Raw genomic sequence first — 24,692 nt, 5'->3', positions numbered from 1 at the left:
GGGCGCCCCGGCGCACACCGCCGCCGAGCGCGCCCGACTGCGCTGGTTCCAGCGGCCCGTCGGCGTTCTCGCGGCGGCCGCGGCGGCCGTCGCCCTGTTCGCGGGTGGCACCTTCGTCGGCCAGTCCTTGGAATCCGGCCAGTTCGAACAGGATCAGGCGGCCCGTCTCGTGCAGATCACGGCGGCCGCCGACACGCAGCGCGCGTCGGCGACCACCGCCGACGGCCAGGAAGCCACCCTGGTCTGGTCCGAAGACAGCGGCCTCTCCGCACTCCTCGTCGATGATCTGCCGGCCTTGCCGTCCGATCAGGACTACCAGCTCTGGTACATCGGCGGCTCCGGCGCGGTTCCGGCCGGAACCTTCGATTCGTCCGGCACCGGCACCGCCTGGCGTGTGCTCGACGGCAGCCTCACCGCGGGCGACACGATCGGAGTCACGGTCGAACCGAAGGGCGGCTCCGAGCAGCCCACCAGCGACCCGATCCTCGCCATCCAGAGTTCCTGACCCGATCCTCTATGATCGGGAAATGACTGCTCGGAAGATAACTGATCGGCGAATGACACTGCCTTTCACCCTGCTCCTCGACCCCGTCTCCGCCGATGCGCCGCAGACGGATTTCGGAGACACGTTCCACGAGGTCGACTCGAGTGCCCCGGCGCTGCGCGTGGGGGAGCTGAGCGCCCAGCGGGGCGACGGCGTCTTCGAGACGATCGGCGTCGTCAACGGCCACCCGCAGGCGGTCGGCCCGCACCTGGCCCGGTTGGCCAACTCGGCTTCGATCTGTGAGCTTCCCGAGCCGAACACTGCCCAGTGGCAGGCCGCGATCGCGCACGTGGTCGACCGTGTCCCGCACGAGGGGGAAATCGTGCTCAAGCTCGTCTACAGCCGCGGCGTCGACTCCGGCCCGGCGCCCACGGCCTGGCTGCACGCGACCGCCGCACCCGACTTCGCCGCCGTCCGCGCGGGCGGCATCCGGGCGGTCACCCTGGACCGGGGCTACCCGCACGGCGTGGCCGAGCAGGCGCCTTGGCTTCTGATGGGTGCGAAGACGCTCAGCTACGCGGTCAACATGGCAGCCCTCCGGGAAGCTCGCCGACGGGGCGCCGACGACGCGATCTTCCTCACCCACGACGGCTTCGTGCTGGAGGGTCCCACCTCCACGGTGGTGCTCCGCACGGGCGGGGTCTACGTCTCTCCCGTGCCGAGCGGGGCCATCCTGCACGGCACCACCCAGCAGAGTGCGTTCGAGCACCTGCGGGCGGCAGGGGAGCGCACGGAGTACCGCGACGTCAGTGTCGCCGAGTTGCGGGCGGCGGATGCCGTCTGGCTGCTGTCCAGCCTGCGCCTGGCCGCGCAGATCACCGAACTCGACGGCAGGCCGCTGCCCGTCGAACGAGAGCGCACCCGCGCCCTCAACGCCGCCCTGCTCGCCCGCACCGTCTGACACCCGCCGCTAACCAATTCGACGGAGTTTCTGCACGAATGTTGCCGTTTCAGTCGAAAACGGCACGTTCAGAGCAAAATCTCCGTCGAATTCGTTCAGGGTACGGAGCACGAGCACGAGCACGAGCACGAGCACAAGCACGAGCACAAGCACGAAGTACGAGCACGAAGCACGAACCACAGGCACGGAGCTGGGGCCTGCGGAACCCGTGAAGTCGGCGCAGGGAGCCGAGCTGAGGCCTAACCGAAGCGGCCGGAGACGTAGTCCTCGGTGGCCTGCACGCCCGGGTTGGAGAAGATTGTGGTCGTGTCGTCGTACTCGATCAGCCTGCCGGGCTTGCCGGTTCCGGCGATGTTGAAGAATCCGGTGCGGTCGGAGACCCGGGATGCCTGCTGCATGTTGTGAGTGACGATCACAATTGTGTAGTCGGCCTTCATCTCCTCGATCAGGTCCTCGATCGCCAGCGTCGAGATAGGGTCGAGGGCCGAGCAGGGCTCATCCATCAGGATGACGTCGGGCTCCACCGCGATCGCGCGGGCAATGCAGAGACGCTGCTGCTGCCCGCCGGAGAGGCTCGAGCCGGGCTTGTCGAGGCGGTCCTTGACCTCTTTCCAAAGGTTCGCCCCCATCAGCGACTTTTCGATCAGGGCGTCGGCGTCGGACTTCGCCATTCGGCGGTTGTTGAGCTTCACACCGGCCAGCACGTTGTCGCCGATCGACATGGTCGGGAACGGGTTCGGGCGCTGGAACACCATGCCCACTTGGCGGCGCACGAGCACGGGGTCGACGCCCGGGCCGTAGAGGTTGTTGCCATCGATGAGCACCTCGCCCGTGACGTACGCCCCGGGGATGACCTCATGCATGCGGTTCAGCGTGCGCAGGAACGTGGACTTGCCGCATCCGCTGGGCCCGATCAGGGCCGTCACAGTGCGAGGCTCGATCACCAACGACACCTCTTCGACAGCGAGAAACTTGCTGTAGTAGACGTTGAGGTCGTTGACTTCAATGCGCTTGGACATGCATTCCTTTGGTTCAGACGGCCGTAGGCCGGGAGGTGGAGCCTAGCGGCCGAGCTTGGGGGAGAAGATTCTGGCGATGACGCGCGCGCCGAGGTTCAGCAGCATCACGATCAGGATGAGCGTCAGGGCACCGGCCCAGGCACGGTCGAGGTACGACTGGGTGTCCGCCCCCTGATTGGCGTACTGGGTGTAGACGAACACGGGCAGGGTCATCATGCGCTCGTTGAACAGATCGTAGTTCATGCTCGCCGTGAACCCGGAGATGATCAGCAGCGGGGCCGTCTCCCCGATCACTCGGGAGATCGAGATCATGATCCCGGTCACGATCCCGGCGAGGGATGTCGGCAGCACCACCTTGAGAATGGTCAGCCATTTCGGCACACCCAGGGCGTACGCCGCCTCGCGCAGCTCGTTGGGAACGAGCTTGAGCATTTCCTCGCTGGAGCGGACGACGACCGGGATCATCAGAACCGTGAGCGCGATGGCGCCACCGAACCCGAAGCGGATGCCGGGGTCGTTGAACAGGAGTGAGAACAGGGCGAAGGCGAAGAGACCCGCCACGATCGACGGGATCCCGGTCATGACGTCGACGAAGAAGGTGATCGCCCTGGCGAGCCGGCCACGGCCGTACTCGGTGAGGTAGATCGCACTCAGCAGGCCGATCGGAACCGAGATGAGTGTGGCCACACCGGTGATCAGGAGCGTTCCGATGACCGCGTGCAGGGCACCGCCGCCCTCGCCGACGACGTTGCGCTGGGACTGAGTGAAGAAGCTCGGCGTGAGGAACGCCGGAAGACCGTTGACCAGGGTCGTGAACACGAGGGAGAAGAGCGGCAGCAGGGCCACCACGAAGGCCACGGTGACGAGGGCGGTGACCAGGCGGTCCTTGGCTTTGCGCACACCCTCGACATAATACGAGAGGAGGAAGATGGCGACGCAGTAGACGACGGTGCCGAAGAAGAGCGTTCCGACGATGTTGAATCCCTCGGCGGCCCCGGAGAGCATGAGCACGAAGAAGAACGCTCCGGTGACCAGCCAGCTGGCCAGCAGCACGATGAGTGGGGAATGCCGGGGGAGCTTGCCCGCGGTGAGGGAGTTCGTCAGCGGCGCGGCCGTGGCTGCGGTCGTTCTCGTCAGGCTCATCAGTTCGCTCCGGAGAATGCCTTGCGGCGGTTGATGATGACGCGGGCGATCATGTTCACCACGAGAGTGATGACGAAGAGGATCAGGCCTGTCGCGAGCAGGATGTTGACGCCGACGCCGTTCGCCTCCGGAAAGTTGAGGGCGATGTTGGCGGCGATCGTGGTGGGGTTCTGCGAGGTCAACAACTGGAAGATGACGTCCCGGCTCGGTGAGAGCACCATGGCGACGGCCATGGTCTCGCCCAGGGCCCGGCCGAGGCCGAGCATCGATGCGGAGATGATGCCGGCGCGGCCGAAGGGCAGCACGGCCATGGTGATCATTTCCCAGCGGGTTGCGCCGAGCGCCAGCGACGCCTCCTCGTAGAGCACGGGGGTCTGCAGGAAGATCTCCCGCGACAGCGCGGTGATGATCGGTAGCACCATCACGGCGAGCACGATGGCGACGGTGAGCGTCGTGCGCCCGGTGCCGGAGACCGGGCCGGCGAAGAGAGGGAACCAGCCGAACCACTCGACCAGGTTCGTGTAGAACGGCTGCACGAGCGGGGCGAGCACGCCGATGCCCCACAGCCCGAACACCACGGACGGCACTGCGGCGAGCAGGTCGATCAGGTAGCCCAGGCCCTGCGCGAGCTTGCGGGGGGCGTAGTGCGAAATGAAGAGCGCGATGCCGATGGCGATGGGGACGGCCATGAGGAGGGCGAGGAAGGCCGACCAGAGCGTGCCGAAGGCGAGCGGTCCGACGTACTGCCAGAAGTTGGTGGCGTCGCCCTTGAACTTCTCCGGGTCGGCCACGAAGGCCGGCAGACTCTGCACGAGCAGGAACACGGCGACGGCGGCGAGGATGGCCAGGATAAGGCTGCCGGACACGATCGTGCTGGTGGAGAAGATGCGGTCGCCGGGGCGTTCCTTGGCCTTGAGCGTGGGGCGCTCGACTGCGGTCGTCATGCCGTGTAACTCCCTGGGAGGGTGGGGGCGAAAACTGGGTGGGAGAGGTTCATGTAACGGGGCACAAACCCCAGTCTGCCCGACCCGGTGTTCGCAAGCGATGCGAGCACAGGGTCGGGCAGCTGTAAAGCGGTGGAGCGGGTGCTACTTGATGGTCTCGAGAACCGCTGCGACCTTGTCCTGCAGTTCGGTCGTCATCGGTGCGGCGCCGGCGGATGCCTCAGCCTCGGCCTGTCCTTCGGCGCTGGCCATGTAGCCGACGTAGGCCTTGACGAGCTCGGCCTGGGCGGCGTCGGCGTACTCGGTGCAGACAACCGCGTAGCTGACCAGAACGAGCGGGTACTCTTCCGGGTTGGTGGTCGTGCGGTTGAGGTCGAACGCGAGGTCGTTGGCTTCGCGGCCCTCGACCATGGGCGAACCGTCGACGACGGCGGCGGCGGCTTCGGCGGTGTACGCGACGAACTCGTCACCGACCTTGAGCTTGGCGACCCCGAGGTCGCCGGCACGCGAGGCGTCGGCGTAGCCGATGGTGCCCACGCCGTTGGTGACGGCGTCGACGACACCCGAGGTGCCCTGGGCGCCCTCACCGGTCTGGAACGGGAACGTGTCGGAGGCCTTCTCGGTCCACACGTCCGGCGCGTTCTGGCCGAGGTAGTCCGCGAAGTTCTTCGTGGTGCCCGAGTCGTCCGAGCGGTGCACGGCGGTGATCGCGGTCGACGGGAGCGAGACGCCCTCGTTCAATGCGACCAGGGCCGGGTCGTTCCAGGTGGTGATGGTGCCGGCGAAGATCTTGGCCAGCGTGTCGGCGTCGACATTGAGGTCGTCGACCCCTTCGACGTTGAAGATCACGGCGATCGGGGAAATGTACGTGGGCAGGTCGACCGCGGTGGTGTCCGCTGCGCAGGAAGCAAAGGTGCCGGCGAGTTCTTCATCGCTCAGGTAGGAGTCGGAGCCTGCGAAGTCCAGGCCACCGGCGATGAACGCCTCGCGACCCGCGCCGGAACCGGACGGGTCGTAGTTGATGGTGACGTCGGGGTTCGAAGTCTGGAAGGCGGCGATCCAGGCTTCCTGGGCTGAGCCCTGGGAGGAGGCGCCGCCGGCGTTGATCGTGCCGGTGAGGGCGCTGGCGGAGTCGGACTCCGGTGCGGCGCCTTCATTCGCGGCGCAGGAAGACAGAGCAAGAGCGGCGACGACGGCGATGACCGCGGGTCGGCCAAAACGCGTGAAATTCACAGAGATCCCTTTCGAGGGTTTTTTCAGAAAAGTGACTGCAAGTTCGAGGCCGGTGCTGGCCTCGGGATGACCATATTCCGCCGGGTTAACGACACCCCTGCGAAAAGGTTAACGGCGGGTGAACGCGGCGGGGCAGGGCAGGACAAGCAGCCGGTGATTCAGTGAAATGCCTGGTCAGTAGACAGGCGAATGAGTCTCAATCGCGACAATCCCCGCGCTCGGATTGTCGGCGGACAGGTGCACCACCGAGAAAGACCCCGTTTCGAGGGCCGCCGCGTCGGAGATGTACGCGCCGTGGGTGGTCCCGGTGGCCAGCGCGATCTCGTGCAGGATCTCGGGGAGAACCGGCCCGTGGCTGCAGATGACGGCCGACTTGCGCGACCGCACCCGCTTGCCGATGCCCGAACGGACATCCGCCAGGCCCTGCTGGAACGCGTCCTGGCTGTAGCGGTCGGTGCGCTTGATCTCGATGCCGGTGGCCGCCGCGAGCGGGGCGACGGTGGTCACGCAGCGGGTCGCCGTGCTCGACACGATCCGCAGGGGCTGCCAGGCGGTGATCGTGGGCACGATCGCGGCGGCCTGCTTGACGCCACGCTCGGTCAGCGGGCGGCTGCAGTCGGGGCCGTCCCAGTTGCCGGGCTGCACGGCCCTGCCGTGGCGCAGCGCGATCAGGGCGAAGGTGCGCGTGACACCGGTGTCCACGAGCTTGGCGAACGCGTCGATGATCTCCACGTCGGGCGTGTAGCTGAGATAGGTGCGGGCCTTCTTGATGGTGACCCACTCGATCGCTGCGACCTCGCCGTTGGGCACGAAGGTCGAGTGCTGGATGGCCTCGGTCGAGATCTCCGCGGCCCAGTAATGCACGATCTTCTCGCGACCATTGAGCAGCGAATAGGTGGAGACGCCCAGTGGCACTCCGAGGGCCACGGCCAGGCCGGTCTCCTCCTCGATCTCGCGCACGGCCGTCTGCGGCAGGGTCTCGCCCGGGTCGACCTTCCCCTTGGGGATGGTCACGTCGCCGTACACGGTGCGGTGGATCAGGAGAACGTGGATCTTGCCGTCGATCAGGCGCCAGCAGACGGCGCCCGCGGCGTAGACCGCGGGGTCGCTCATCGGCGGCCCGTCGGGCGCTTGCGGTGGGAGATCTGCTGCATGAGCCGGTCCTGCATGTCGTCGAGCGGGTGGCCGGAGTCGTCCAGGTGGTGGCGCGTCCATTCGCCCGAACTGTCCAGCCACCACGATGAGGTGCGGTCGTCCATCGCCCGGGTGAAGAGGGCGTCGATTTCGGCGAGGTGGTCAGGGTCGACGAGGCGCACCAGGGCCTCGACCCGGCGGTCGAGGTTGCGGTGCATCATGTCGGCGCTGCCGATGTAGACCTGCGTGTCGCCATTGGTGTGGAACGAGAAGATCCGGGAGTGCTCCAGGTACCGTCCGAGAATCGAACGCACCTTGATGGTCTCGCTCATCCCGGGGACCCCGGGCTTCAGGCTGCAGATGCCGCGCACCCAGATCTCGATCGGGACACGCGCCTGGCTGGCCCGGTAGAGCGCGTCGATGATGGCCTCGTCGACCATGGAATTCACCTTGATCCGGATGCCCGACGGTTTGCCGGCCTGGGCGGCCGCGGTTTCCGCAGCGATGCTCTTCAGCAGGCCACGGCGCAGGTGCAGGGGAGCGACCAGCAGGCGCTTGAACTTCTTCTCGATCGCGTAGCCGGAGAGTTCGTTGAACAGACGTGTGAGGTCCTTGCCGACCTGCGGGTCCGTTGTGAGCAGCCCGAGGTCTTCGTAGAGTCGGCTGGTCTTGGGGTTGTAGTTGCCGGTGCCGATGTGGCTGTAGTGGCGGAGCACGCCGTTTTCGTTCCGCACCACGAGGGCGAGCTTGCAGTGCGTCTTCAGGCCCACGAGTCCGTAGACCACGTGCACGCCGGCCTTCTCCAGCTTGCGGGCCCAGGTGATGTTGGCCTGCTCGTCGAAGCGGGCCTTGATCTCCACCAGGGCGAGCACCTGCTTGCCCGATTCGGCGGCCGCGATGAGTGCCTCCACGATGGGGCTGTCGCCGGAGGTGCGGTACAGGGTCTGCTTGATGGCGAGCACGTCCGGGTCGGCCGCCGCCTGCTCGAGGAACGCCTGCACGCTGGTCGCGAACGATTCGTACGGGTGGTGCAGCAGGATGTCCCGCCGCGAGATGGCACTGAAGATGTCCGGTTCCGCGTTCGGCTCCGGGGCCAGCAGCTGCACGGCCGTCGTCGGCACATGTTTCACGTAGCGCAGGTCCGGCCGGTCGATCCGCAGGTCGAACAGGCCGCCCAGGTCGAGCGGGGCCGGCAGGCGATACACCTCCTGCTCGGTGACGTCCAGCTCGCGCACGAGCAGGCCGAGGGTCACCTCGTCCATGTCCTCGGTGATCTCGAGCCGAATGGGCGGGCCGAACCGGCGGCGCAGCAGCTCCTTCTCGAGAGCCTTGATCAGGTTCTCGGTCTCGTCCTCTTCGATCTCGACGTCTTCGTTGCGGGTGACCCGGAAGATGTGGTGCTCGAGGATGTCCATGCCAGGGAACAGGTCCCCGAGGTGGTTCGCGATCAGGTCCTCCAGCGTGATGAAGCGCACACTGTCGGCCTTCTCGCGGCGGTCCACGCGCACGAAGCGGGGGAGCATGGTGGGCACCTTGAGCCGGGCGAACTCCTGCTTGCCGGTCTTGGAATTGCGCACCCGGACCGCGAGGTTGAGCGAGAGCCCGGAGATGTAGGGGAACGGATGCACCGGGTCGACCGCCAGCGGCATCAGCACCGGGAAAATCTGGTTCGAGAAGTAATCGCGCAGCGAACGGCGGTCGGCGTCGTCGAGGGTGTCCCAGTTGACGATATCGATCCCGGCCCCGGCGAGGGCCGGGCTGACGAGGTCCTGGAAGGCGTGGGCGTGCCGGTCCTGCAGCACATGGGCCATGGCAGAGATATCGGAGAGGGCGTCCTGCGGGGCGCGCCCGATGTTGGTCGGCACGGCCAGCCCGGTGAGGATGCGTCGTTTCAGGCCGGCAACCCGCACCATGAAGAACTCGTCGAGGTTGCTGGCGAAGATCGCCAGGAAGTTCGCCCGTTCGAGAACAGGGAGATCGGGATCCTCCGCGAGCTCGAGTACCCGCTGGTTGAAGGCCAGCCAGCTCAGTTCCCGGTCGAGGTAGCGCTCGGTGGGGAGCGCCGGATCGTTCTCGCCGATCAGGGGATCGAAATCATCGTCAAAGTCGCTGCCCAGGCCCGAGTCGGTCTGGATGTTGTCGCCGTCCATTCGTCCATCTTGACACTGCCGACCGCGCGAATGCGACGATCTTGGATGAACACTCGTTAACGCGGGCGCCGGCGGTACTGGACATCAACGGTTCGCTCCGTGAAACCGATCGAACGGTACAGAGCGACCGCGGCGGCGCTATCGGCCTCCACGTAGAGGTCGGCAGTGCGGCAGCCGCGTTCGCGGAGGCGGTCGAGTCCGGCCAGCATCAGTCGGCGGCCGACGCCGCGACCGGCGGCATCCGGGTGCACGCCGACGACGTAGATCTCGCCCACCGGGGAGTCCGGCTCGATTTTGACCCAGTTGTAGCCGATCATCCGTTCAATGCCGGCCTCGCGGGCCACCAGGAAGTCGACGGCCGAGAACCACGGTTCGGCCTGGCGGGCGGCCAGATCGCTCACGGTCAGCGCCCCCTGCTCCGGGTGCGCGGCAAACACCAGAGCGTTCAGCGCCACCCACTCGCCGTCGTCCTGGCCGGGCCGGAATGCGTCGATCCGAAGATCGGCACGGATGCCGGCGCGGGCTGGGTCTCCGGGCTCGGCCGCGGCGCCGGCCGGCGCCGCCGTCGACAGGTCCATTCGCAACTGCAACAGGGTGCGCTCGGCTGTGAACCCGAAACGGTCGGCGAGCACCCGGGCGGCGGGGTGGTCGCCGTGCGACCAGATTTGAAGGTCCCCGGTGGCGTCGGCCAGGAGAGCGGCCAGGGCGGCCGCGCCGTGCCCGAGCCGACGCCGGGACGGTTCGACCACGAGGTCGAGTTCGCCGGCGCCGAGGATGCCCGCGCCGACGACGGCGTCCTCGCCCGCGTCCTCGCTGTCCATGACCAGGAACGGGGTGCGGTGTCCGGCTGCCACGTCGAAGAGGGACTGCTCGTTGAACGGCGCGTAGCCGTCGGCCCGGGTGGCGGCGGCGCCGACCCGGTGGAACTCGGCCGCGAAGGCGGCATCCGTCAGATCAGGCGCGAACCGGATGAATGCCACGGGTACCGTCCTGTTCCTGCACATTGAACCGGTAGCCGACGTTGCGCACCGTGCCGATCAGGGATTCCTGGACGCCCAGTTTCGCCCGCAGCCGCCGCACGTGCACGTCCACGGTGCGGGTGCCGCCGAAGTAGTCGTAACCCCAGACCTCGCTGAGCAGCTGCTCGCGGGTGAAGACCCGCGACGGGTGGGCGGTCAGAAAGCGCAGGAGTTCGAATTCCTTGTAGGTGAGGTCCAGCGGCCGGCCGTGCACCTTGGCGGAGTAGCTGGCTTCGTCGATGACGACCCCGGCGACGCGGATGGTGGCGGACTCCTCCGCGCGGGGCACGCGCCCGGCGGCGAGACGGATGCGCGCGTCCACCTCGGCCGGCCCGGCCGTCTCGAGGATGACGTCGTCGACGCCCCAGTCCGGGCTCACCGCGGCCAGGCCGCCCTCCGTGATCACGAGGAGCAGCGGGACCGTGCTTCCCGTGGTGCGCAGAATCTGGCAGAGCGACTTGGCCGCCATGAGATTGGAACGGGCGTCTACGAGCATCAGGTCGGCGTCGGGCGCGGTCACGAGCTGTTCCGGCTGTGCGGGGATGACGCGCGTACCGTGTGACAGCAAGGCGAGAGCAGGAAGGACATCACTGTTGACCGCCGAGGTCAGGATCAACAATTGGGCCACGCGCACCCTCCAAGGATTGTGCGGCTAATCCTAGCGTGCCACGGAAAGGGTCCCAGGCAAGGCAGAATGGGAGGGTGAGCTGGCAGTGGAAGAGCGTCGTCGTGGTGTGGTCGTTCGCGCTCGCCTGCGCCGTGTTGACCGGCTGGCTGTCCCTTTCCGGCCAACACTTGGTCTGGATCAGCCTCGCCTTCGCCGGCTGCACGATCGGAACGCTGAGCGTGCAGCTCGCGACCGGACGCAAGGAAGGCTATGTGGATCGGGTGACCACCAGCCTCGTCGGAGCCGTGGCCGTGCTTGCCGCCGCCACCGGAATCTTCGCTCTGACCGGGCTTCTCTGACACTGAATCGACTCTGCTCCGCCTCTGCGAGGTACGGCCTGGTTCCGTTCGGCCTGCCGCGGGGTTATCGGGCGCCGGCGGACTAGAATGGATGGCATGTCAATCCTCGCTATCGAAATCTTCTTCCTGGGGCTGCTCGCGCTGGCGAGCCTGTCGATCGCCTGGGTGTCCGGACTGGTCCTGTTCAAGCTGTACCGGGGGCAGCGGTAGCCTTCGATGTTTGAGCTCCCCACTCAACTCCCCTCCGAACTCGTGCCGCTGTCGTGGCTGCTCGGGGTGTGGGAGGGGTCGGGAGTCATCGACTACCAGGTCGGCGAGGAATCGGTCAGCCAAGAGTTCGGCCACCGGTTGAGCTTCAGCCACGACGGCTTGCCGCATCTGAACTACAGCTCTTATACCTGGCTCGAAACCGCGCCCGGCTCCGTCGGCGACGAGAAGACTCCGCTGATGACGGAAACCGGGTATTGGCGGCTGAGCCGTACCCAGGGGCTCGGCGATCCCGGTCCGGGTCTGCTGCCGGCCGTGGGCGAGCATCCGTTCGTCACCGCCGCCGCGGTCGAAACCCTCCGCAACGCGGACAACGCCTTCGACATCGACGTGACCATCGTGCACCCCGGCGGAGTCGCGGAAATCTATCTCGGCCAGGTCAAGGGCCCGCGCATCGACCTGGCGACGGATGCCGTGATGCGCACCCAGGGTGCCAAACCCTACTCCGCCGCGACGAGGCTCTACGGTCTGGTCGACGGCCACCTGCTCTGGGCCTGGGACATCGCAGCCCTCGGCCAAAGCCTGCGCACGCACGCGTCCGGCCGCCTCAAGCGGGTCGAATAGCCCGCGCGCTCCGGCGCCCCACACCCCGGCGCCCGGCGCCGAACCGTCCGTTGGAAAGAGTTCCCATGACCGATGCACCTCTGTCGCCCGGCCCCTCCCCTCAGCTCACGTCCCCGCTGCTCGAACTCGACGGCGCCGTGCAGGCCGAGAGCCTCGATGCCGGCGTGGCCGCGCACTATGGCGGACCTCTCACGGAGCAGCGCCGTCTCCTCGCCGGGGGAGCGGTCGTCGACCTGTCCCACCACGGCGTGCTGAGCGTCGCCGGCCCGGACCGGCTGACCTGGCTCAACTCCATCTCCAGCCAGGAGTTGCGCCGCCTAGCGCCGGGGGAGTGCACCGAGACGCTTCTGCTCGATCCGAACGGCCACGTCGAATACGCCATGGGGGTTGTCGACGACGGGGTCGAGACCTGGCTACTGGTCGAGGCGGCGCAATTGCCCGGGCTGCACGCGTGGCTGGACAAGATGCGTTTCACCCTGCGCGTGCAGGTCGTCGACCACACTCTCGCCTACGCCGTGATCGGGGCGATGGGTGACCCGTCGACGCTGCCGCTGACCCCGGCGGCGCCGAACGGAGTGCCGCTGGTGTGGCGCGACCCCTGGACCCAGGTCGCCACGGGCGGATACCAGTACGCGCCGGGACCCGTGCACCCGGCCGCCGCGTGGCACTGGACCGAGACCCTGGTTGCGCGCGCGTCCCTGCCTACCCTGCGCGACGCCGTGCGGAACGGCGAGGTCGGCGCCGCCGGGCTTCTCGCCCTCGAGGCCCTGCGGATCGCAGCCTGGCGCCCGCGCCGCGCCACGGAGGTCGACGAGAAGAGCCTGCCGCACGAACTCGACTGGCTTCGCAGCGCCGTGCACCTGAACAAGGGCTGCTACCGCGGCCAGGAGACCGTGGCCAAGGTGCACAACCTCGGGCATCCGCCGCGCCGGCTGGTGCTGCTGCACCTCGACGGCTCCGATGCGGTGCTCCCCGTGCACGGCGACGAGGTGCAGGCGGTGAAGCAGCTGGCCGATGGAACGACCGAGCACCGCGGAATCGGCAAGATCACCTCCAGCGCCATCCACTACGAGCTCGGCCCGATCGCGCTCGCCACGGTCAAGCGCACCGTGCCGGCCACGGTCACCCTGTACGTGGCATCCCAGGGCATCCTCGTCGCGGCCGCCCAGGAGGTCATCGTGCCGCAGTCGGCCGGCTCGGTCGCCGAAATCCCGCGCCTGCCCCGGCTCGGCATCCGCACGCCCGGACGCTGACTCCGCCCCGGCGCGCCCGCCACGTCGGTAGAGTTGGACGCATGTCAGATGCATACAATCTCATCCTTCTCCGTCACGGCCAAAGCCTATGGAACCAAGAAAACCTCTTCACCGGCTGGGTGGATGTCAGGCTGAGCGAGCAGGGCGCGGGCGAAGCCAAGCGTGCCGGCGAGCTTCTCGCCGAGTCAGGCCTGCTGCCCGACATCCTGCACACCTCATTACTTACCCGCGCCATCCAGACCGCGAACATCGCGCTCGAGGAAGCCGACCGGCTGTGGATCGACGTCAAGCGTTCCTGGCGTCTTAACGAGCGCCACTACGGCGCCCTGCAGGGCCTCGACAAGGCGGAGACCCTCGCCAAGTTCGGTCCCGAGCAGTTCCAGCTGTGGCGTCGCTCGTTCGATGTGCCGCCGCCCGTGCTGGCCGACGACTCCCAGTGGTCTCAGGCTCACGACGCACGGTACGCGGCCCTGGGTGACGACCTGCCCCGCACCGAATGCCTTAGCGACGTCGTCGACCGGATGCTGCCCTACTGGGAATCCGACATCACTCCCGACCTGCGTGCGGGCAAGACGGTTCTCGTCACCGCCCACGGCAACTCGCTGCGTGCGCTGGTCAAGCACCTCGACGGCATCAGCGACGCGGACATCGCCGAGCTGAACATCCCCACCGGGATCCCTCTGGTCTACCGTCTCGGTGCCGACATGATGCCGCTCGGCCCCGGCCGTTACCTTGACCCCGAGGCTGCTGCAGCCGGTGCCGCAGCGGTCGCGGCCCAGGGCAACAAGAAGTAGTCCCTCTCACCCACCACGAACGAGAAAGCCCCGGAAGCGATCGCTTCCGGGGCTTTCTCGTTCGTGCGCTGCGGGACCGCCGGGACCCTAGGCGCTCGTGTTCTGCTGCCAGGCGCCGGTGCCGAGGTACTGCACCTTCTTCGCGATCGAGACCGCGTGGTCGGCGAAGCGCTCGTGGTAGCGGCTGGCGAGGGTGGAGTCGACCGTGTCGGCCGCCTGGCCCTTCCACGTCGCCCCGAGCACGGCGTCGAACACGCTGAGGTGCAACGCATCGACCTTGTCGTCTTCGTTGCGGATGGTCTCGGCCAGAACCATGTCCTCATTGGTCAGGAGCTCGGTCAGCATGAGCGCGATCGCCGTGACGAGCGTGCCCATCTCCGCGAACGTGCCGCGCAGGCTCTTCGGCACGACCTTGTCGGGGAACCGGTAGCGGGCCAACTGCGCGATGTGGGTGGACAGATCGCCCATCCGTTCGAGCGAGGCACTGATACGCAGGGCGCTGACGACGATCCGCAGGTCGCGTGCGACCGGCTGCTGGCGGGCGAGGATCGTGATTGCCAGTTCATCGAGTTCGATGGTCAGCTCGTCGATCTTCTCGTCTTCGGTGATCGCTTCCTCGGCCAGGCCGACGTCGGATTCGTTGAAGGCGCGCGTCGCCTTGTCGATGGAGATCGCCACGAGACGGGAGATCTCGACGAGGCGATCCTGCACTTCGGCGAGTTCCTGCTGGAATACTTCACGCATGGTGTGTGGTCCTTCCTGGGCGCGCGTAACGCGCAGACACGTGAGACCTGCCCGGCCTCCACCGAATCATGGGGGAGCGAGGTTAACGGCAGGTGCCGTGGTCTTGAACACTACCCAAAGTAGCCTGCGCGTTGCGACGGCCATGTCACCCGCCCGGAATAAGTGTCAGTAATCTGGATAAATGGAATCCACAGGGCTTGTGCTGCTGGCGCTGGCTCTCGGCCTCACTGTCGGTGCCGGATTCATGACGCTGTTGCACGTGGCAGAACGCCACGGCCGGCGCGCCGCCGAGGTGGTGAACCCGGCCGTCCCCGACGGGATCGACCAGGTGCTCGACGCTCTCGAGACGGCCGGGGCCGTGGTCGACCCGTCCAACAACGTGATCAAGGCATCCCAGGCCGCGGTGTCCATGGGGCTGGTCTGGAACCGGCAGCTGGTGCACACCGAGCTCCTGGACCTGATCAGCCAGGTGCGCCGTTCCGGTGAGCCGATCTCGGAGAACCTGGTTCTCTCCCGCGGACCGTTCGGCGATGCCAGCATGCGCGTGCGGGTGCGCCTGGCCCGGTTGGGAACACGCTATGTCCTGGTGCTGGCGGAGGACCGCACCGAGGCCTTCCGACTCGACGAGGTTCGCCGCGACTTCGTCGCCAACATCAGCCATGAGCTGAAGACGCCCATCGCCGCCGTAGGACTGCTGGCCGAGGCGCTCAACCAGGCGGCCGACGAACCGGTGCAGGTGCGCCGCTTCGCGAACCGCCTCACCACCGAGTCCGGGCGGCTCACCCGCCTGACCCAGGAGATCATCGAACTGTCCCGCCTGCAGGCGCAGGACTCCCTCACCGAGCCCGAGATCGTCAACGTCGACGCCATCGTGGCCGCGGCGGTGGACCAGAGCCGGGTCACGGCGGAGGCGGACCAGATCACGATCGCCGTGGGCAAGAAATCGGGTGCCGAGGTCAGCGGCGACGATCGGCTCCTCGTGATGGCCGTGCACAATCTCGTGGCCAACGCCGTGAACTACTCGGCGGAGGGTTCCCGGGTCGGGGTCGGCGTGCGCAAGAACGCCGGAGTCGTCGAAATCAGCGTGACCGACCAGGGCGTGGGCATCGAGGAAGCCGATCTCGATCGGATCTTCGAACGATTCTTCCGCGTCGACCAGGCCCGGTCGCGGCACACCGGCGGCACGGGGCTCGGCCTTGCGATCGTCAAACACATCGTTCAGATCCACGGCGGCGACATTCGCGTCTGGTCGCAGCCGGGTAGCGGTTCGACCTTCACCATCCGCCTCCCGGAGGCGCCGCACCCCGCTCCGGCGGCGATAGGAGACACCCCATGACCCACATCCTTCTGGTCGAAGACGAGAGCGCGCTCAGTGAGCCGCTCAGCTTCCTGCTCGAGCGGGAGGGATACGAGGTCACCGTCGCCGAAGACGGGCCGAGCGCCATCACGGAGTTCGACCGCACCGGCGCGGACCTGATTCTGCTCGACCTCATGCTTCCCGGCATCCCGGGCACGGAGGTGTGCCGGGAGATCCGCACGCGGTCGTCGGTGCCGATCATCATGCTGACCGCCAAGGACTCCGAGGTCGATATCGTCGTCGGGCTCGAGCTCGGCGCCGACGACTACGTCACCAAGCCGTATTCGACCCGGGAACTGCTCGCCCGCATCCGTGCCGTCTCCAGACGCCGCACCGACGAGGTCGGCGAGGACCTGAGCCTGCTGTCGGCGGGCACCGTGCGGATGGACACCGAGCGGCACACCGTGACGGTGTCCGGCGAGATCGTGAACCTGCCGTTGAAGGAATTCGAGTTGCTGGAGTTCCTGCTCCGCAACGCCGGCCGGGTGCTCACCCGAGGCCAGCTGATCGACCGGGTCTGGGGCAGCGACTACTTCGGCGATACCAAGACCCTGGACGTGCACATCAAGCGAATCAGGTCACGGATTGAGGCCACGCCGTCCGATCCGGCCATGCTGGTCACCGTGCGCGGCCTCGGCTACCGCTTCGACGCCTGAGCGGCATTCCTCCGAACGAATTCGACGGAGATTTTGCCGAAATTGGACCTGAACGGCCCGATAAGGCTGTTCCGCGGGAGAATCTCCGTCGAATTGGTTCGACGTTTAAGCAGGGACGCGGGCGGCGCACCCCGTGGGCCTGACCCTCAGCGTGTTGGGCGACCGTGAACCGGCGGTCGGCCTCGCCCTACGGGGCGGGGGTCGGCAGCAGCGTCGAGTACTCCTCGAGCGAGCCGTCGAGAACCGGGACGAGAACCTCGACGCCGGTCTCGTTGCCGTACTGGAAGAAGACCGGGAACAGCGACCCCGGTGCGACGTCGGCACTGACGGTGACCGACGGAGCATCCGTCGTGCCAATCGTGACGCTGGAGTTCGCATCCACGTTGACGTCCTGAGTGACCTTCTCGGTGCCGTCGTCATACTGCACGCTCAGGCTGTGCGCTGAGTCCCCCTTGTTGACGACGGTGACCACGAGGTTTGCGACGGCGCCGTCGTTGGAGAGGAGCATGGCGTTGCGGATGGCAAGGTCGCCGACGTTGCCGCTGACTCCGTCGCTCGCGTCGTACATTGTGGTCGTCGACTGCGGTGCCCACAGGTTGCAGCCGCTGGTACCCAATAGGATGCCGGCCGCCACGACGACGGACACGATGATTCGAGCTTTCACAACGCCTCCAACAGTTCACCGTTCCGCCTGACGGCCAAACGCTGCAAATTTAGCTTTCGCTTCAGCCTACTGGCTCCAGCCGGTCCGGACGGTGCGCGCCGAGCGCGGCGAACCCTACCATCGATGGCTGTGGTATTGTAGACGCTGCTGAAGGGATATACACATGCTGTTTGAGGTTGGCGAAACCGTCGTTTATCCCCACCATGGTGCCGCGACGATCACCGAGGTGAAGACGCGCATGGTCAAGGGTGAAGAGAAACTGTACCTGAAGCTCAACGTCACCCAAGGCGATCTGACCATCGAGGTGCCAGCCGAGAACGTCGACCTGGTCGGCGTTCGCGATGTGATCGGCCAGGAGGGTCTCGACAAGGTGTTTGAGGTGCTGCGCGCACCGTTCACCGAAGAACCCACCAACTGGTCCCGCCGGTACAAGGCCAACTTGGAAAAGCTGGCGTCCGGTGACGTCATCAAGGTGTCCGAGGTTGTTCGCGACCTGTGGCGCCGCGATCAGGACCGCGGCCTGTCCGCTGGGGAGAAGCGGATGCTGGCCAAGGCCCGCCAGATTCTGATCTCCGAGCTGGCCCTCGCCGAGAAGACAGACGAAGAGAAGGCCTCCACGGTCCTCGACGAGGTCCTGGCGTCCTAACCCACGCAACCCGAACCCACGTAGTCAGAAATGCTTTCGTTGGAAGGCGGCGCCGCGAGGTGCCGCCTTTCGCGTTTCGGGCTCCCACCGCCCGCACCACATCTTCACCCATCGTCCCGCGTCCACTCGTCGCCGACCTCACCAGATAGCCTCCAGACATGACTGAAACCCCTGCGCCAGAGGTCGCGGTCATCGTCGTCGCCGCCGGGAGCGGCAGTCGCCTCGGCCACGCCGAGCCGAAGGCGTTCGTCTCGCTGGCCGGACGCACCCTGCTCGAGCGCGCGCTGCTCTCCGTGTTCGGGATGAGGGACCCGGTGCAGGTCATCGTCGTCGCGCCCGACACCCATCTGGCCGACGCCCGCCGGATCGCCTCGGCAGTCGGCGGGGCGGCATCCGTCGCCGTGGTGGCAGGCGGAGTGACCCGGCAGGAGTCGGTGAACCGCGGACTGGCCATGCTGCACCCGGCAGTGCGCACGGTCCTGGTGCACGACGCCGCGCGCGCCCTCACCCCGGCCGCGCTCTGCGACGCAGTCGTCGACGCGGTGCGGGCCACCGGCCACGGCATCGTGCCTGGCTTGGCCGTGGTCGACACCATCAAGAGCGTTTCCGCGGCCGGCGAGATCCTGGGCACGGTGGACCGCGCCGGACTCTCCGCCGTGCAGACCCCGCAGGGTTTCCCGAGGCAGATGCTCGTCATTGCGGCTGCCGCGGCATCCGCCGGTTCGTCGCTCGAGACGACCGACGACGCGGGAGTCGTGGCCGCGGCCGGCCACCCGGTCAGCGTCATCGCCGGTGACCCGCTCGCGTTCAAGATCACAACCCCGTGGGACCTCGCCCGGGCCGAGGCCCTGCTCGGTGCACGGCGACCGGCTGACTCCGCTCCCGGCACCGACGCCGTGCCCCGCGTGGGCACCGGGCTCGATGTGCACGCCTTCGACGACGGCTCCGAACTGTGGTTGGCCGGCCTGCACTGGCCGGGGGAGCGCGGACTGTCAGGGCACAGTGATGGCGACGCCGCCGTGCACGCAATCTGCGACGCCCTGCTCTCCGCAGCCGGGCTGGGCGATATCGGCGGCGTCTTCGGCACGTCCGATCCGCGCCTCGACGGCGCCCACGGCGATGTGTTCCTGCGCGAGACCTTGCGCCTGCTGGCGGACGCCGGGTTCCGGGTCGGCAACGTCTCGGTGCAGATCATCGGCAACCGACCCAAACTCAGTCCCCGCCGGGCCGAGGCCGAGGCTCTTCTCGGTGCGCTGCTGAACGCGCCGGTCGCCGTCTCGGCGACGACGACGGATGCCCTGGGGTTCACCGGTCGAGGAGAGGGCCTCGCCGCCATCGCCACGGCTCTCATTCTCCCGAGACGTCCGGCAGACCCTGACCTAAGCTGGGAGGTGTGACCATGCGACTCTACGATTCCAGGGCCCAGGCCCTCCGCGACTTCATACCCGTCACGCCCGGCGCGGTGGGTATCTACGTCTGCGGACCCACCGTGCAGTCCTCTCCCCACATCGGCCACCTGCGCAGCGCTCTCGTGTATGACCAGTTGCGCCGTTGGCTCACCTACCGCGGCTTCGACGTCACCTTCGTGCGAAATGTCACCGACATCGACGACAAGATCCTGGACCACGCGGCCGGCGGCACCGAGCAGTGGTGGGCACTCGCCTATCGCTACGAGCTGGAGTTCACGGCCGGATACCAGCGGCTCGGAATCCTCGCCCCCAGCTACGAACCGCGGGCGACCGCCAGCATCCAGCAGATGCAGGACCTGATCACCCGTCTGATCGAGCGCGGGCACGCGTATCCTGCCGATGACGGGTCCAGCGACGTCTACTTCGACACGGCGAACTGGGCCGACTACGGCGACCTCACCCGTCAGCGCCGCGGCGACATGGAGCCGGCAGCGGATGCCGATCCACGCGGCAAGAAAGACCCGCGGGACTTCGCCCTCTGGAAGGGCCGCAAGGCCGCCGAGCCGGAGTCCGCCTCCTGGCCGTCCCCGTGGGGAGCCGGCCGGCCCGGCTGGCATATCGAGTGCTCAGCCATGGCGTCCCGCTACCTCGGCGCCCACTTCGACATCCACGGCGGCGGGCTCGACCTGCGTTTCCCGCACCACGAGAACGAGCTGGCCCAGTCCGCCGCCGCCGGCGACGGCTTCGCGAACTACTGGGTGCACAACGGGCTGGTCAACGTGAACGGGCAGAAAATGTCCAAGTCGCTGGGCAACTCGGTCTTCGCGGCGGAGCTTCTCGATCAGGCGCGCGCCATCGTCGTGCGTTACTACCTGGGGGCGGCCCACTACCGGTCCACCATTGACTACCACGAGGGTTCCCTGGTGGAGGCCGAAGCGGCCCTCGAACGGATCGAGAGCTTCCTCGACCGCGCCGACCGCCGCTTGGCAGACACCCGTTTCGCCGGATCCGGCGTCGAAATCGTCCCCGACGAGTTCGCGTCGGCCATGGACGACGACCTGGCAGTGCCTCAGGCTCTGGCCGTTCTGCACGACACTGTGCGCACCGGCAACGCGGCCCTGGATGCCGAAGACCTGCATGCGGCGGCCGCCGCGCGGGGTCACGTGCTGGCCATGAGCGAGGTACTCGGGATCAACCCGCTCTCGTCGGGCTGGTCAGTGGCAACGGATGAACCGGCCATGATCGCACTCACGGCCCTGGTCGAGCGCCTGCTCGACGACCGCGAGATCGCAAGGCAGGGCCGCGACTACGCGGCCGCAGACCGTATCCGGGACGAGCTCGTCGCCGCCGGAATTACCATCGAAGACACCCCCTCGGGTGCCCATTGGAGTTTTGACTGATGAAGAACACAGACCGCAAGTCACGCACCGGGGCCGTGCGTAAGGGCAGCCGGGGACCGCAGGTCGGTTCCGGCGGCCAGGGACGCCAGGCGCTCGAGGGCAAGAAGCCCACACCCAAGGCGGAGGACCGCCCGTACCACCCCGCAGGCAAGCGCAAGCTCGCTCAGGACCGCTTCGTCGCGGCCGGCGGCGGCCGCAGCCGGGGCTCCGCGGGACCCAAGAGCGCGCCTCGCGCCGCCACCACCGGCAACACCGGCGGCGGCGGAGCGTCGACGCGGCGAGCCAAGCAGATCGACGAGCATGAGGTCGTGACCGGGCGCAACTCGGTGCTGGAAGCGTTGCGGGCGAAGATCCCCGCCACAGCCCTGTACATGGCCACGCGGATTGAAATGGACGTACGGGTGAAGGAAGTCCTCACCCTGGCGACGACCCGCGGCATCCCCGTGCTCGAGGTCATGCGCCCGGAGCTCGACCGTCTGGCCGGGCGAGACTCCGTGCACCAGGGCCTCGCGCTGAAGGTGCCGGCCTACGAGTACGCCGAGCCCCTCGAGCTGCTGGAACTGACGATCAGCCGCGGCCACAAGCCGCTCTTCGTCGCCCTCGACGGCATCACCGACCCCCGCAACCTCGGTGCCATCATCCGCTCGACGGCCGCGTTCGGCGGACACGGCGTGATTGTGCCGCAGCGTCGGTCCGTCGGCGTGACTGCGTCGGCGTGGAAGACCTCGGCCGGCGCCGCGGCCCGCCTGCCCGTCGCCATGGCCACCAACCTGACCCAGTCGCTCAAGGCGCTCAAGGAGCGCGGTGTGCTCGTGATCGGCCTCGCCGGAGACGGCGACACCCAGTTGCCCGAGCTCGGCATCGGGTTCGCCGAGCGCCCGATCGTGATCGTCGTCGGCAGCGAGGGCAAGGGGCTGTCCCGCCTCGTCACCGAGACCTGCGACGCGATCGTGTCGATCCCGATCAGCGCCTCGACCGAATCCCTCAATGCGGGAATCGCAGCCGGAGTGACGCTGTACGAGGTCTCCCGCCTGCGCGCGGCCGCGAAGGCCGCCAAGGCTGCGAAGCAGGCCGCCTCAGCCGCGGCGGCAGCCCCCGCCTCCTGACCCTCGTCCCGGCAGGAGGGCCCGTTGGCTAAACCTTGAGGCGCCAGTCGGCCTCGTCGTCGGCAGCGGACTCGGCCGCGTCCGCGAGGGCGGCGCTCTCATCGTCGGTCACGTCGATCGGGATGGTGATCTCGCCGGTAGCCGGCTCGATCACGGTGGCCTCGTCGCGGCGGTGTCGCAGCACGTTCTGGACGTAGGAGGTGACGGCCTCGGCCAGCGGGATGTCCCGGGATTGGTTCTGGGCCATGAACCAGCGGTGGTCGAGCATTTGGTGGAAAATCTCGGCGGGCTCCAGCTTGCCCTTGAGGTCGCGGGGGATGGCCCGGATGACGGGTTCGAAGACGCGCACCAGCCACTCGTGTGCCAGCATTTCCTCGTCGGCCTCCGGATCGCCGTAGGAGACCCGGTAGGAGTCGAGGTCATTGAGCAGGCGCCGGGCCTGGTTCTCCTCGGCGTCGAGCCCGGTCAGCCGCAGCAGGCGCCGTTGGTGGTGACCGGCGTCGACGACCTTGGGCTGGATGCGCACGGTCGTGCCCGTGTTGTCGGTCTTGATGGCCAGTTCCTCGATGTCGAACCCGAGGTCGTTGAGGCGTTCGACGCGTTCCGTGATGCGCCAGCGCTCGGAGCTGGCGAAGGATTCGGATCCGGTCAGTTCCTTCCAGAGCAGCCGATAGGCGGCGACGATGCCGTTGCTCACCCGGATGGGGTCGAGCTCGTCAGCCGCGCGGCCGCCGGCCTCGAGGTCCATGAGCTCACCGGCGATGTTGACGCGCGCGATCTCCAGGTCGTTCTCACGCTGGCCATTGGACAGCCCGCCCGGGTACAACTGCCCGGTCTCGGCGTCGACGAGGTACGCCGCGAACGCGCCGGCGTCACGACGGAAGAGGGTGTTAGAGAGTGACACGTCACCCCAGAAAAGGCCGGCCATGTGCACGCGCACCAGGAGCAGGGCGAGGGCGTCGACCAGCCGGGTGGCGGTGTCGGGCCGCAGCGTCTGCGAGTAGAGGGCTCGGTAGGGGAGCGAGAACTTCAGGTGCCGGGTGACGAGCACCGAGTTCAGCGGCTCGGCGTCGTCATCGGTGCGGTTCGTGATCACGGCGAGCGGCTCGACGCAGGGGATCTCCAGGCCCTGCAGGGTGCGGAGCATGTCGTACTCTCGCTTGGCCATCTCGCTGGTGGTCTCCTTGATGGCGACGACGCGGCCGCTCAGGTGCGCGAAACGAACGAGGTGGCGGGAGATGCCCTTGGGCAGGGCCGCGATGTTCTCGTTGGGCCAGGCGTCCAGCGGGAGGTGCCAGGGAAGATCAAGCAGGGCTGGATCGGCAGTGGCCGACGTGATGTTGAGTGAACCGCTCATCCGACGAGTTTACCGGTGTGCTCCGCGGTCGGAGAACGAGAAAACGGCCGGGTGGAGCAAGCTCCATCCGGCCGTTCATTGACGAGCGAGTGCCTAGTCGGCGACTGCTCCACCGAGGCGGAGGCCGGTCTCGGCGTCGAACACGTGCATGTGGTGCGGCGTCGGGGTGAGGTAGACGGTGTCCCCGGCGGACGGGTGCGAACGGCCATCGACGCGAGCGACGATGTCGGTGCGCTTGCCCTCGACCGTGGAGTGCCCGTAGAGGTAACCGTCGGCGCCGAGCTCCTCGACCAGGTCGACGGCGACCTCGAGGCCCTCGCCGTGCGTGGTGGAGAGGTGGATGTCCTCGGGCCGAACTCCGATGGTGACCTTCTTGCCGGTGGAGCCGGCCAGGGTCTCGCGGGGCACGGGGATCGTCGCCGTGCCGAACTTGATGCCGCCGTCGATGGTGTCAGCCAGGAACAGGTTCATGGCAGGGCTGCCGATGAAGCCGGCGACGAAGACGTTGTTCGGCTTCGAGTACAGGTCGCGGGGGGTACCGACCTGCTGGAGCACGCCATCCTTCAGGACCGCGATGCGGTCGCCCATGGTGAGGGCTTCGGTCTGGTCGTGGGTCACGTAGACGGTCGTGACGCCGAGACGACGCTGGAGCGAGGCGATCTGGGTGCGGGTCTGCACGCGCAGTTTGGCGTCGAGGTTCGACAGGGGCTCGTCCATGAGGAACACCTGGGGCTGACGCACGATGGCGCGGCCCATGGCAACGCGCTGACGCTGGCCACCGGAGAGCGCCTTCGGCTTGCGGCTCAGGTACGGCTCGAGGTCGAGCAGCTTGGCAGCTTCGAGGACGCGGGTGGCGCGCTCATCCTTGTTGACGCCGGCGATCTTGAGCGCGAAGCCCATGTTCTCGGCGACCGTCATGTGGGGGTAGAGGGCGTAGTTCTGGAAGACCATGGCGATGTCGCGGTCTTTCGGCGGGACATCCGTCACGTTGCGCTCACCGATGAAGATGTTGCCGTCGTTGACCTCTTCGAGGCCGGCGAGCATGCGCAGAGACGTGGACTTGCCGCAGCCGGACGGACCGACCAGCACGAGGAACTCGCCGTCGGCAACCGACAGGTCGAGCTTGTCGACGGCAGGGATCGCGGAACCCGGGTAGAGGCGGGTCGCCTTGTCGAACGTGACTGAAGCCATGGTTGTTTTCTCCTTCACCGGCAGGTACGTGCCGGACGATCCGTTGTGATGGGTTGCTACGCCTGCCGCGAGCGACAGGTCAACGTTTTCAGTATGTCATGTCGGGGGAACGCAGCGTCGGCGGCAATGGTGCCGCGGAGGGCGGCAACAGGTGCCGTCTGGTCGTTTCCCAGAAAGGGGACCTACTATTTGGGAGGCATTCGCAAATGGCTTGCCTCTGCACTTACCTAT

At 67.4% G+C, this 24,692-nt stretch carries 24 protein-coding genes; 12 read left to right on the top strand and 12 right to left on the bottom strand.

All coding sequences use genetic code 11. The features are described from left to right. Together E3O67_RS09400 and E3O67_RS09395 are read left to right on the top strand one after the other, a co-directional pair. The coding region (locus tag E3O67_RS09400; protein WP_135102529.1) for an anti-sigma factor at positions 1 to 505 on the top strand (505 nt) is incomplete at its 5' end. 52 nt (positions 506 to 557) lie between these two features. After that, complete coding sequence (locus E3O67_RS09395) at positions 558 to 1,445, top strand: aminodeoxychorismate lyase (RefSeq protein WP_134428267.1); 888 nt, start codon at positions 558 to 560, stop codon at positions 1,443 to 1,445. A 239-nt stretch (positions 1,446 to 1,684) separates the two neighbouring features. Here the strand turns inward: E3O67_RS09395 and pstB are convergent, their stop codons facing one another. The 8 genes from pstB to E3O67_RS09355 form a co-directional block, all read right to left on the bottom strand. Beyond that, entirely contained in the window at positions 1,685 to 2,464 is a 780-nt protein-coding gene (gene pstB / locus E3O67_RS09390) for a phosphate ABC transporter ATP-binding protein PstB (protein WP_134428269.1), read from the bottom strand. Positions 2,465 to 2,506: 42 nt separating this feature from the next. Beyond that, positions 2,507 to 3,607 (bottom strand): phosphate ABC transporter permease PstA, encoded by a 1,101-nt coding sequence (gene pstA / locus E3O67_RS09385; RefSeq protein ID WP_135102527.1) that lies wholly within the window; start codon positions 3,605 to 3,607, stop codon positions 2,507 to 2,509. Next, the gene (pstC, locus tag E3O67_RS09380; RefSeq protein ID WP_134428273.1) at positions 3,607 to 4,551 is read right to left on the bottom strand and encodes a phosphate ABC transporter permease subunit PstC; all 945 of its coding nucleotides are present in this window, start codon (positions 4,549 to 4,551) and stop codon (positions 3,607 to 3,609) included. The genes pstA and pstC overlap by 1 nt, the downstream gene beginning before the upstream one ends. 144 nt (positions 4,552 to 4,695) lie before the next feature. Continuing rightward, positions 4,696 to 5,784, bottom strand: coding sequence for a phosphate ABC transporter substrate-binding protein PstS (gene pstS, locus E3O67_RS09375; protein ID WP_134428275.1), 1,089 nt, complete (start codon positions 5,782 to 5,784; stop codon positions 4,696 to 4,698). Between the two features lie 174 nt (positions 5,785 to 5,958). Further along, entirely contained in the window at positions 5,959 to 6,897 is a 939-nt protein-coding gene (locus E3O67_RS09370) for an NUDIX hydrolase (RefSeq protein WP_135102526.1), read from the bottom strand. Further along, positions 6,894 to 9,068, bottom strand: a complete 2,175-nt coding sequence (locus E3O67_RS09365) for an RNA degradosome polyphosphate kinase (protein ID WP_134428279.1) — start codon at positions 9,066 to 9,068, stop codon at positions 6,894 to 6,896. The genes E3O67_RS09370 and E3O67_RS09365 overlap by 4 nt, the downstream gene beginning before the upstream one ends. A gap of 56 nt (positions 9,069 to 9,124) precedes the next feature. After that, on the bottom strand, positions 9,125 to 10,048 hold the full coding sequence (gene mshD / locus E3O67_RS09360) for a mycothiol synthase (RefSeq protein WP_241982091.1): 924 nt from the start codon (positions 10,046 to 10,048) through the stop codon (positions 9,125 to 9,127). Then, a complete protein-coding gene (locus E3O67_RS09355; protein ID WP_134428283.1) occupies positions 10,023 to 10,715 on the bottom strand; it encodes a response regulator transcription factor in 693 nt (230 codons plus the stop codon). Before E3O67_RS09355 ends, mshD begins: the two co-directional genes overlap by 26 nt. A 74-nt stretch (positions 10,716 to 10,789) precedes the next feature. On the opposite strand from E3O67_RS09355, the gene E3O67_RS09350 reads away from it, so the two are divergent. The 4 genes from E3O67_RS09350 (at position 10,790) to E3O67_RS09335 (ending at position 13,931) form a co-directional block, all read left to right on the top strand. Beyond that, positions 10,790 to 11,053, top strand: a complete 264-nt coding sequence (locus E3O67_RS09350) for a hypothetical protein (RefSeq protein ID WP_134428285.1) — start codon at positions 10,790 to 10,792, stop codon at positions 11,051 to 11,053. Between the two features lie 216 nt (positions 11,054 to 11,269). Next, positions 11,270 to 11,884, top strand: a complete 615-nt coding sequence (locus tag E3O67_RS09345; protein ID WP_135102523.1) for an FABP family protein — start codon at positions 11,270 to 11,272, stop codon at positions 11,882 to 11,884. 65 nt (positions 11,885 to 11,949) lie between these two features. Next, positions 11,950 to 13,137 carry a folate-binding protein YgfZ gene (locus tag E3O67_RS09340; RefSeq protein WP_135102521.1) on the top strand — a complete coding sequence of 396 codons (1,188 nt, stop codon included), beginning with the start codon at positions 11,950 to 11,952 and terminating at the stop codon, positions 13,135 to 13,137. A gap of 41 nt (positions 13,138 to 13,178) precedes the next feature. After that, complete coding sequence (locus E3O67_RS09335; RefSeq protein ID WP_134428291.1) at positions 13,179 to 13,931, top strand: phosphoglyceromutase; 753 nt, start codon at positions 13,179 to 13,181, stop codon at positions 13,929 to 13,931. Positions 13,932 to 14,018: 87 nt separating this feature from the next. On the opposite strand, the gene phoU is transcribed toward E3O67_RS09335, so the two are convergent. Then, on the bottom strand, positions 14,019 to 14,675 hold the full coding sequence (gene phoU / locus E3O67_RS09330; RefSeq protein WP_134428293.1) for a phosphate signaling complex protein PhoU: 657 nt from the start codon (positions 14,673 to 14,675) through the stop codon (positions 14,019 to 14,021). Positions 14,676 to 14,856: 181 nt separating this feature from the next. Between phoU and E3O67_RS09325 the strand changes: the two genes are divergently transcribed. Both E3O67_RS09325 and E3O67_RS09320 read left to right on the top strand, forming a co-directional pair. After that, a complete protein-coding gene (locus tag E3O67_RS09325) occupies positions 14,857 to 16,011 on the top strand; it encodes a cell wall metabolism sensor histidine kinase WalK (protein WP_134428295.1) in 1,155 nt (384 codons plus the stop codon). Then, positions 16,008 to 16,688, top strand: coding sequence for a response regulator transcription factor (locus E3O67_RS09320; protein WP_134428297.1), 681 nt, complete (start codon positions 16,008 to 16,010; stop codon positions 16,686 to 16,688). The genes E3O67_RS09325 and E3O67_RS09320 overlap by 4 nt, the downstream gene beginning before the upstream one ends. Positions 16,689 to 16,875: 187 nt before the next feature. Here the strand turns inward: E3O67_RS09320 and E3O67_RS09315 are convergent, their stop codons facing one another. Continuing rightward, positions 16,876 to 17,352: a hypothetical protein gene (locus tag E3O67_RS09315; RefSeq protein ID WP_134428299.1), complete on the bottom strand. Its 477-nt coding sequence runs from the start codon at positions 17,350 to 17,352 to the stop codon at positions 16,876 to 16,878. Positions 17,353 to 17,515: 163 nt separating this feature from the next. Between E3O67_RS09315 and E3O67_RS09310 the strand changes: the two genes are divergently transcribed. From E3O67_RS09310 to rlmB, 4 genes are all read left to right on the top strand, one after another. Next, entirely contained in the window at positions 17,516 to 17,998 is a 483-nt protein-coding gene (locus E3O67_RS09310; RefSeq protein ID WP_104100144.1) for a CarD family transcriptional regulator, read from the top strand. A 158-nt stretch (positions 17,999 to 18,156) separates the two neighbouring features. After that, complete coding sequence (gene ispD, locus E3O67_RS09305; RefSeq protein WP_135102519.1) at positions 18,157 to 19,395, top strand: 2-C-methyl-D-erythritol 4-phosphate cytidylyltransferase; 1,239 nt, start codon at positions 18,157 to 18,159, stop codon at positions 19,393 to 19,395. Beyond that, positions 19,392 to 20,807 carry a cysteine--tRNA ligase gene (gene cysS, locus E3O67_RS09300; protein WP_134428303.1) on the top strand — a complete coding sequence of 472 codons (1,416 nt, stop codon included), beginning with the start codon at positions 19,392 to 19,394 and terminating at the stop codon, positions 20,805 to 20,807. The genes ispD and cysS overlap by 4 nt, the downstream gene beginning before the upstream one ends. Further along, a complete protein-coding gene (gene rlmB, locus E3O67_RS09295; RefSeq protein ID WP_134428305.1) occupies positions 20,807 to 21,913 on the top strand; it encodes a 23S rRNA (guanosine(2251)-2'-O)-methyltransferase RlmB in 1,107 nt (368 codons plus the stop codon). The genes cysS and rlmB overlap by 1 nt, the downstream gene beginning before the upstream one ends. 28 nt (positions 21,914 to 21,941) lie before the next feature. On the opposite strand, the gene E3O67_RS09290 is transcribed toward rlmB, so the two are convergent. Beyond that, positions 21,942 to 23,270, bottom strand: coding sequence for a DUF4032 domain-containing protein (locus tag E3O67_RS09290; protein ID WP_134428307.1), 1,329 nt, complete (start codon positions 23,268 to 23,270; stop codon positions 21,942 to 21,944). Between the two features lie 93 nt (positions 23,271 to 23,363). Continuing rightward, positions 23,364 to 24,461 carry an ABC transporter ATP-binding protein gene (locus E3O67_RS09285; RefSeq protein ID WP_134428309.1) on the bottom strand — a complete coding sequence of 366 codons (1,098 nt, stop codon included), beginning with the start codon at positions 24,459 to 24,461 and terminating at the stop codon, positions 23,364 to 23,366. Positions 24,462 to 24,692 lie beyond the last annotated feature (231 nt).

It is taken from the genome of Cryobacterium sp. TMT3-29-2 (genome assembly GCF_004564305.1).
GTDB lineage: Bacteria > Actinomycetota > Actinomycetes > Actinomycetales > Microbacteriaceae > Cryobacterium > Cryobacterium sinapicolor.
The sequence above is the reverse complement of the archived record's forward strand: the minus strand, read 5'-3'. Positions and strand labels throughout refer to the sequence as shown.